Source organism: Bacteroides sp. CAG:633 (assembly GCF_000435115.1).
GTDB lineage: Bacteria > Bacteroidota > Bacteroidia > Bacteroidales > Bacteroidaceae > Bacteroides > Bacteroides ndongoniae.
Genome location: NZ_FR883046.1, coordinates 1 through 7,924, shown reverse-complemented (window position 1 = coordinate 7,924; position 7,924 = coordinate 1). Strand labels below are relative to the sequence as shown.

6 protein-coding genes are annotated in these 7,924 nt (G+C 54.4%); 5 read left to right on the top strand and 1 reads right to left on the bottom strand.

Going from position 1 to position 7,924, the window contains the following annotated elements; genetic code table 11:
* The first annotated feature begins 4 nt into the window (after positions 1 to 4).
* The 5 genes from QVP67_RS06010 (at position 5) to QVP67_RS05990 (ending at position 7,571) form a co-directional block, all read left to right on the top strand.
* Positions 5 to 949, top strand: a complete 945-nt coding sequence (locus tag QVP67_RS06010; RefSeq protein WP_022162664.1) for an efflux RND transporter periplasmic adaptor subunit — start codon at positions 5 to 7, stop codon at positions 947 to 949.
* Positions 950 to 962: 13 nt separating this feature from the next.
* Entirely contained in the window at positions 963 to 4,001 is a 3,039-nt protein-coding gene (locus QVP67_RS06005; protein WP_022162663.1) for an efflux RND transporter permease subunit, read from the top strand.
* A 295-nt stretch (positions 4,002 to 4,296) separates the two neighbouring features.
* The gene (locus QVP67_RS06000) at positions 4,297 to 5,598 is read left to right on the top strand and encodes a TolC family protein (RefSeq protein ID WP_288179959.1); all 1,302 of its coding nucleotides are present in this window, start codon (positions 4,297 to 4,299) and stop codon (positions 5,596 to 5,598) included.
* Between the two features lie 92 nt (positions 5,599 to 5,690).
* Positions 5,691 to 6,764, top strand: coding sequence for a sensor histidine kinase (locus QVP67_RS05995; protein ID WP_288179958.1), 1,074 nt, complete (start codon positions 5,691 to 5,693; stop codon positions 6,762 to 6,764).
* 18 nt (positions 6,765 to 6,782) lie between these two features.
* Positions 6,783 to 7,571 carry a LytR/AlgR family response regulator transcription factor gene (locus tag QVP67_RS05990; protein WP_288179962.1) on the top strand — a complete coding sequence of 263 codons (789 nt, stop codon included), beginning with the start codon at positions 6,783 to 6,785 and terminating at the stop codon, positions 7,569 to 7,571.
* Here the strand turns inward: QVP67_RS05990 and QVP67_RS05985 are convergent.
* Positions 7,568 to 7,924 (bottom strand): heavy-metal-associated domain-containing protein (locus QVP67_RS05985; RefSeq protein ID WP_288179957.1); only part of this gene is annotated, 357 nt, incomplete at its 5' end. The genes QVP67_RS05990 and QVP67_RS05985 overlap by 4 nt on opposite strands.

The following is a 7,924-nucleotide window of genomic DNA, read 5'->3' as shown; positions in this document are numbered from 1 at the left end:
AGCCGTGACAGGCAGCGGCAGCCGCAACTATACCTTTATCTCCGAACCCTGCCGCACGACGGAGCTGGCCTTCCGTGTGGGCGGACCTGTGCAGAACTTTACAGTACAGAGCGGTCAGTTCTTCCGCAAGGGGCAACTGATTGCCGCTATCGACCCGCGCGATTTCCTTGTCCGCAAGGAGCGTGCCGAAGCCCTTTGCCGTCAGGCTGAAGCCGACTATCGTCGTACGGCCAGCCTGTACGAGAAGAATAATGTATCTGGCACGGCTTACGAGAAAGCCCGTGCCGACTATGCCCGCGCCCGTTCCGATTATGACATGGCGCTGAACGAACTGAACGATACCCGGCTGATAGCCCCTTTTGATGGCTATGTGCAGCAGGTATACATCGAACGCCATCAGGAAGTGAAAGCCTCGCAGCCCGTGCTGACTTTCATCGACCTTTCGCAGGTGAAACTGGAAACTTACGTGCCCGAGGATATGGCCGTATCGCTTCGCCGCGGGGCGCCCGATTCAGTGTTTCAGGTACGTTTCGACCGTTTGCCAGGACAGGTGTTTGCTCCTGCCGAAACCTATCTGACGCAGACGGCAGCCGATAATAATCTCTCTTTCCGACTCACTCTTTTACTGGACAATCAGGACAATAGCTTGCTTGGAGGAATGGCAGGGAGTCTCTCTGTATCTCTCTCCTCAACTTCTGCTTCACTCTCCTCTCTGGCCATTCCCCAGGCGGCTGTCTGTCAGGACGACCGCCGGGGCAGCTATGTCTGGACGGTGCAGGCCGACGGCAGTGTGAGTCGTTGTCCGGTTACATTGGGCCGTTTGCTGAAGGATAGCCGCGTAGAAGTCGTTTCCGGCTTGAAGCCCGGTCAGCAGGTAGCCGTGACGCGTCAGGCCTATCTGAACGAAGGCGAAAAGGTAGTAGTGGAACAGGCTGATGCCGCAGAATAGGAGGGAACATCGTATGAAGACGATTGCTAAATTTTTCCTGAAGAACAAAGCACTGAGCTGGCTGTTGTTGGGGCTGATATTGCTGGGAGGCATCATCTCGTATATCGGTATGGGTAAGCTGGAGGACGCACCGTTCACCATCAAGCAGGCCGTAGTGACCACGACTTATCCCGGCGCTTCGCCGTTGGAAGTGCAACAGCAGGTGACCGATGTGCTCGAAGAAGCCATACAGTCGCTGGGCGAGCTTTATTATCTGAAGACGGAAAACCGCGCCGGTCTGTCCAAGATTACCGTTTATGTGAAGAAAGAGATACGTGCCGATGCCATGCAGCAGCTTTGGGACAAATTGCGCCGTAAGGTAGGCGATGCACAAAGCAAGTTGCCGGCAGGAGCAGGTACTTCGGTTGTGAATGATGATTTTGGCGATGTGCTCGGCGTGTTCTATGCCCTGAGCAGCACGACACGTACGTACCGCGAGCTGGAAGATCAGGCCGAACGCATCAAGAACGAACTGCTGAATGTGGAGGATGTGGCCCGGGTGGAACTTTTTGGTGTGCAGAACCGTACCATCGAGATAGAGGCCGATCCTGCGTTGCTGGCTGCCAGTGGCGTAACGATGGCAGACATCGCAGCTGCTTTCGATCGCCAGAACCGTGTAGTAGATGCCGGTGCGGTAGAGACGGCACACAACCGCCTTCGTGTGGAGGCATCGGGCAGTTTCACGACATTGGAAGAACTGGAGAACCTGACAGTAGTGTCGCGTAGCGGAGCTTACTTCCGTTTGGGCGAGATAGCTGCCGTGAGCGAAGCCTATCTGCACCCGGCACGTAGCCTGATGCAGACCGACGGCGTACCGGCCGTGGGCATTGCCATCTCGACTGTGGCCGACGGCAATGTAGTGGATATGGCTGAACGGGTGGCTGCCCGCATCGGCGAGCTGGCCGACGCAATGCCCGAGGGTTATCACCTCTCTGTCGTTTACGATCAGGGCCGCGAATCTGCCGCTGCTAACGACGGCTTTGTTCTTAACCTCATCATTTCGGTGGTGACGGTGGTAGCTGTGCTGCTTTTCTTCATCGGCATGAAGAACGGTATCCTGATAGGTAGCGGACTGGTATTCTCCATTTTCGGTACACTGATATATATGTATGGTACAGGCATCGCCCTGCAACGCATGTCGCTGGCAGCCATCATCATTGCAATGGGTATGCTGGTAGACAATGCCATTGTGGTCTACGATGCCACGTTGGTCAACATGCAGCGCGGCATGCGCAAGCGGACAGCCATCCTTTCGGCTGTAGGCACTACGGCTATGCCTTTGCTGGGAGCTACGCTTATCGCCGTACTTACTTTCCTGCCTGTTTACCTTTCGCCGCACATCACGGGCGAACTGCTTTCATCACTCTTTATTGTGATTGCCGTGTCTCTGTTGCTCAGTTGGGTACTGGCCATTTCGCAGAATGTATTCTTCGTGCAGGAGTTCGTACGCCGTCCTCGTCCGGAGGAGCTGAAAGGTGAACTCTTCCAGGGACGTCTTTACGACCGTTTCCGCCGTGCTTTACGGTGGACCATCCGTCGTCGTTATGCTGTGTTGGCGGGTATGCTGGGACTGCTTCTGTTGAGTGGCATGGCTTTCCGGATGATTCCCCAGCAGTTCATGCCTTTGCTCAATAAACAGTATTTCTCTGTAGACATGTGGCTGCCCGAGGGTACCCGCGTGGAGGAGACGGCCCGTCAGGCCGAGGCACTGGCCGACACGCTGATGCGTCGTGCGGGAGTCAGACATGTATCGGTTTTCGTAGGGCAGACACCGCCGCGTTACTATCTGGCTAACGCTGCTTATGGTCCGCAGAGCAATTATGCCCAATGTCTGGTCGAGGCCGAAAGTCCTTCTGTAGCCCGGCAGATGCAGGCAGGCTTGCAGGATGAGTTGTCGCAACGCTTCTCGGACGCACTGGTACGTGTCAACCGTTTCGAACTGAACTCCATTCCGCAGGCACTCATCGAAGCACGTTTCTGTGGAGACGATCCGCGGGTGCTCGACTCGCTGACGCAGGCAGCTATCGACGTGATGCGGCGCAATCCCAAAGTAATGAATGCCCGTAACGAGTGGGGTAACAAAGCCATGATGCTTCGGGCAGCCTACGACCCTGTAAAGGCTGGACGTCTGGGTTTGGGCAAGGCCGACCTGATGACAGCCGTAAAGAGTACGGGCGATGGTACAGCCGTAGGCATCTACCGCGATGGCGACAAGCAGGTACCCGTATTGTTGCGCACGGCGGGTGGCAACAACCTGTCGCAAGACGGCTTGGGCGACCTGGCTGTATGGAACGGACGCAACTCTGCCCCGCTGGCACAGCTGACCGACAGCATTGCCCTTGCCTGGGAGTGGCCGCTGGTGAAGACCTACAACCGGCAACTTTCGATGGCGGCTCAGTGCGACGTCCGTCCCGGTCACACGATGAAGGAAGTGCTTGGCGAAATCCGTAGCGAGATTGAGCAGATGCAGTTGCCGCCGGGTTACACCTTCTTCTGGGACTCGCAATACAAAGACCAGAAAGAAGCTATGGCCGCACTGACGAAATATTTCCCCCTGGCACTGGTGTTGCTGGTACTTATTCTCGTGGCATTGTTCGGCAATTTCCGCCAGCCGTTGCTCATCTTCCTCATCCTTCCGCTTTCGGTCATCGGGGTGGTGATAGGCATGTTGGTGACAGGTTTTCAGTTTGGCTTTTTCTGCATTGCGGGCTGGCTGGGGTTGCTGGGTATGATTATCAAGAACGTCATTGTGCTGGTCGACGAGGTGAACCTGCAACGCAAGGCGGGTGTAAAAGCTTCGGATGCTATTGTTGAGGCTACGGTGTCGCGTACACGGCCTGTGCTGATGGCTGCCGTCACGACCATCTTTGGCAGCATCCCGTTGCTGTTCGATGTGGTGTTCGGCGGTATGGCGGCTACCATTGTCTTCGGGCTTTCGTTTGCTACGTTGCTTACGCTCTTCGTGACACCTGCTCTTTATGCAGTTTTCTATCCGGAAGCAGCCAAGAAGTGAGCTGTTTGTACAGAACATTAATCAGACATTATTCACCTTAATCAAGTTTTACGGATGATATTGTTCTGCTTTAGCCTGGTTAAACAGTCAGTTTAGCCTTGGTAAACTCTCAGTTTACTGCCGATAAACCGACAGTTCAAAGCCGGTAAACTCGAAGTTTACTACGGATAAACCGACTGTTTATTTCCGATAAACAGAAGATAAACTGATGCAGCCTTGTTTGTCAGGTGTTTGTAAGCCCCTTGACTTGTGGCTGTCAGTTGCAAGACTTAACTTATTTAACAACCATTATCGTATGAAATTAAGATATTCTATCACTATGTGTTGTGCCTTGTTGGCATGTACCCTGCAAGGACTTGCACAGGAACATCCGTTGCTCGATGCCTATCGTGCCCAGGTACAGGCTTACAGTCCCGACCTGCGGGCTGCCGAACATGCCGTGGGCGCAAGCGATGCAGCGCGTCAGATGGCACGTGCCGACTTTCTGCCCAAGCTTTCGGGAGGGGCCAACTTCAACTATACAGGAGAACCGTTGCAACTGGACGTAAACGTGCCAGGTACAGATGATGTACTTTCCTTCGAAGGAAGAAACACGAAGTACGGCGCTTCGCTCAACTTGTCGCAACCGTTGTATACAGGCGGTGCCTTGCAGGCAGGTTACGACAAGGCACGGGGCGAGGACCAAATAGCCCGTCAGGAAGTGCGTCGCGTGACGAACGACCTGCGATACGAGGCCGACGTACGTTATTGGAACCGTGTGGCCCAGTGCGAGCTGGTGTCTGTAGCCGACCGTTACCGTACGTCGGTAGCGCAGCTGGTTGCGGTGGTTCGCGAACGGGTGGAGCTGGAGTATACCGACCGTAACGACTTGCTGATGGCCGAAGTACGGCTGAACGATGCCGACTATCGGTCGGAACGTGCCCGCAACGAAGCCGAAGTAGCTCGCCTCTCGCTCAACGCTCTGGCCGGAATCCCCTCCGGGGAGCAGATACTGACAGACACGCTGGTGGCAGTTCCTTCTCTGGCCGGATTGTCTTTTCAGGTGGAGGATGCTCTGTCGCGTCGCCCCGAGATGCAGATGGCCGAGACGAACATCGGCGTACAGCAATCTGCCGCACGCATGGCCAATGCCCGTTATCTGCCCTCGCTTTCTGTGGGAGTGGATGGTAACTACTCGTCGCCGGGTTATGACTTTCGGGCAGATCTCGACCCCAACTATTCGGTTTACGCCAAACTCAGTGTGCCTATCTTTGAGTGGGGCAAACGTCGTCATACCCGCAACAAAGGCCGCTATCAGGTAGACATAGCCCGTGAACGCTGTATGCAGGTGGCCGACGGGCTGCGTCTGGAGGTAGAAACAGCCCGTTGCAACTACCAGCAGGCAATGGAGCAGGTGCGACTGACCGAAAGTTCGTTGCGCAAGGCGGCCGAAAGTGAGACGTTGGCACTGGATAAATATCGCGAAGGCAGTGTCTCCATTGTAGAAGTTATCAATGCACAGCTCTATCATCTGGAGGCACAGCAGAACCATATCCGTTCGAAACTGAACGCCTGTCTGGCAAAAAGTGCATTGCAGCGGGCTTGTGGGGAAGGATAAATCGCTATATTTGCGGGTGTACCGCCGCCGGTGTACAGGAAATTATCCGGATGCGCAGGCGGACTGTACGCCAAAGCTACCAGCTTTGTACAATGAACGAAAACAGAACTCGTATGCGACCGACCAGACAATCATACATTTGGGACATCTTGCTGTATTCCGGATTGGGATGCTTTTCCTATTTCTTCCTGGTGCGCTTTGCCGACATTCCTTTGCGCCATCAGGATCGGCTGCTGACACCCCAAGCCTTTGTAGCTGTGATGCTGTTGTTCAACGGCGTGGGACTGGGAATGCGTTATATCCGGTTGCGGTTGCGGAGCAGCTATCCGGCCTTTCTCGACAACCGGCGGCGGATGGTGCTCTTTCTGGTGCTGTCGGCCCTGTTCCTGTTTGCCCTCAACTATCTGCTGCTGGTATCGGTGAAACTGCTGCTCGACATTCCCCATCCTTTTCAGTTGGTGTATAAGGGGATACGCCTGCTGCTTATTACGTGGCTGACGGAGCTGGTCATTGTCACTCAGTCGGTCAGTAACCGTTTTTACAGGGACTTGCTTGCTGCTTACCGCCGTACGCAACAGCTGGAGGAAAGCGCCTTGCAGGCTCGCTACATGGCACTGCAAAGTCAGCTCAATCCGCATTTTCTGTTCAACAGCCTCAATACGCTGATTGCCGAAATCGAATACAATCCGCAGGGAGCAGTCGGCTTCACCCGGAATCTGTCCGACGTTTACCGTTATATCCTGACGTGTCAGGACAAGCGCCTAGTGAGCCTGCACGACGAAATGGGTTTTGTCGATACGTATGTCCAGCTGCACCGTGTCCGTCTGGGTGATTGTCTGACGGTAGACTGGCAAGTGGCCGATGCCATTCGCGAGGAAGCCCAACTGCCACCCCTTACGCTGCAACTGCTGGTCGAAAACATTGTGAAACACAACGTCATCAGTCCTTCGCGCCCGATGACTGTGACGGTGGAGGCGCTGACGGACGGAGAAGGAAGTGCCTGGCTGCGTGTGTCGAATCCCGTACATCCCAAGTTGGGAGCCGTTTCAGGCGGACATGGGCTGAAGAACCTGGCACAGCGCTACCGTCTGCTGTGTGGTAAGGAGATTGTTGTGGAGAAGCAGGAGAATTGTTTTGATGTGAAAGTTCCTTTACTATATGAATGAATACCGATGGATGAATTGATGAACAAGAAGACAATCAGGGCTGCCATCATCGAAGACGAGTTGCCCGCCGCCCGACTGCTGCAAGGCATGCTGAAAGAGTTGCGCCCCGAGTGGGACATCCTGCTGCTGCCCGGAACGGTAGAGGAGTCAGTACAATGGTTTGCTGCCAATCCTCATCCCGACTTGCTTTTCCTTGATATACAACTGACAGATGGGCTGTCTTTCTACTTCATCGAGCAGGCACAGCCCGAAAGCATGATTGTGTTCACAACCGCTTACGACGAGTACGCCGTCCGTGCCTTCACCGTGAACAGCATCGATTATCTGCTGAAACCTATCCATCGGGAGCGTCTGGCCGATGCCCTCCTGAAGTTTGAACGTCTGACGGCTCCCCGCATCCGTCAGCAAAACAGTCTGCTCGATATGCCCGAACTGCTCCGTGCCCTTGCCGAACATCAGGCAAGCGCCTATCGTACCCGTTTCTTAGTGAACGGAGCACGCAACCTTTACACCCTGGCTGTGGACGAGGTATGTTACTTCTATTCGGAGGAGAAAGTGACCTTTGCCGTAACGGCCGACCGCCGCACGCACATCATCGACCTGCCACTTGCCAAACTGGAGGAACAACTCGACCCGAAACGCTTCTTCCGCGTCAGTCGCCAGTTCATCCTTTCAGCCAATTGTATTCGTGATCTGGAGCCTTACTTCAACGGAAAAATGGTGGTACACGTTACGCCTCCTTTCGATGGCAGTATTCAGGTCAGTAGGGAGCGGGTAGCGGCCTTGAAGCTGTGGCTGAACAGTTAGGCCTGTTCAGCCGCCAGAATCTGATAATCTCCGGCTTCCTTCGTAATCTGTGCCTGTAGCTCTTCCAGTGTGTAGCTTTTACCATCGGTGAATTCGATGGTGGCTATGGGCGGGTCGAGGGTGACGGTGGCACGGACGCCTTCCAGGTTGTTCAGGGCTTTCTCCACGTGCATGCGGCAGTGGTTGCACATCATACCTTCAATTTTATAGGAAGATTTAGGGAATGAAGAACCCTCGGAAAATGAAGAATGAGGAATGGAGAATGAAGAATTTTCTTGAGGACGTTCGGGCATTGAGCAGCCCAATTCTTCATTCGTTTGGGATTCTTCATTCTTAATTTTTAATTCTTCATT